General features: G+C 63.9%; 1 protein-coding gene. It reads right to left on the reverse strand.

From position 1 onward, the window contains the following. Window positions 1-1,265: fibronectin type III domain-containing protein (locus tag B5F84_RS09400; RefSeq protein ID WP_204205561.1), on the reverse strand; the 1,265-nt coding region annotated here is incomplete at both ends.

Genomic DNA, 1,265 nt, shown 5'->3' on the forward strand with positions numbered 1-1,265 from the left:
GGCGGCGATGGCCTCCTTCATGAACGCCTTGTGCTCGCTCGTGTTCATGTCATTGGAGTTAAGGGACATGAAGAGCACGCCGTTGTAGGTGAACCAGTAGTCGCCGGAGCCCTCGCCGGTGGAGTCGGTCGCTCCGTAGGTGCTCACGTTGGGCATGTTGTAGTTGTGCGTGTAGTTCTGGTTGTCGACATAGGTCTCGTGGTTGCCGACGTTGGTGGCCAGCGTGATGCCGTGCAGCACCTCGGGGGCAAAGAAGCCCTGGTACTCCTCCTCGACGACAACCTCGTCGCGCGTGTTGACCTGGTCACCGAGGGAGATCATGAAGTCGGTCTCCGGGAAGGCGGCCTCCATGGTGTTGAGGGTGTTCGTCCAGCCCTCGGTGTCGGCGGCGATGTCGCCAGCGCCGATCTGCGGGTCGCCCGCGAACATGAAGCTGAAGGAGGCGCCGTCACCGAGGTCGCCCGTCTCGAAGGAGTAGGCAGCAGACCAGACGCCACCGTTACCCACGCGGTACACGTAGGAGGTGTTGGCCTCAAGGCCCTCAACGGTGGCCTTGTAGGAGTTCCAGCCCTCGAGCTCGCTCTCGCTCGTCTCGGCCTTCACGCTTGCGACGTACTCGCCGTTCTCGGGGAAGGCGTCGCCGTCCTGCCAGCCCTCGGGCATGACGCAGACCTGGACAAGGCCGTCCTCGCCCGTGTTGCTGATCCAGTTGAAGTTGCGAGCGGACTCAGTGGCGCCGATCTCCAGGGAGACGCGGTCGACCTGGGGCTCAGCCTCGGGCACAGGGGTGCGCTCAATGGTGACCGTGTCGAGGACGTCGTCGCTCGTCACCTGGGCGTCATCCGTGAAGTAGGTGGTGAAGGTGAGGGAGTCCTCGGTCACCTCGACGCGCGTCATGTTCTCGCGCTGAGACTGATCCTGAACCGCGGAGAAGGTGTTCTGCGGGAGGTTCTGGATGTTGTAGTACTTGGAGCCGGAGGCGGAGTTGGCCGTGATGTAGAGCACCTGGCCGTCCTCGGGGTCGGTGAGGGTCGAGGGAACCTCGCCGTTCTCCGGAATAATGGGGGTCGTGCCGTCCATCAGGTACGTGCGCGTGTAGACGTGGTCGTGGCCCATGAGCACGGCGTCGATGTCGAGCTCGGAGAACACGACCGGCAGCTCGGAGCGGCGCTGGAGGATGTCACCGTCGGCGGTGTGGCTCGCGACGGAGTAGACCGAGTGGTGGAAGGTCACGATCTTCCAGTTGGCGTCGGGGTTGGCGGCGA

The sequence above is a fragment of the Olsenella sp. An290 genome (assembly GCF_002159535.1).
GTDB lineage: Bacteria > Actinomycetota > Coriobacteriia > Coriobacteriales > Atopobiaceae > Thermophilibacter.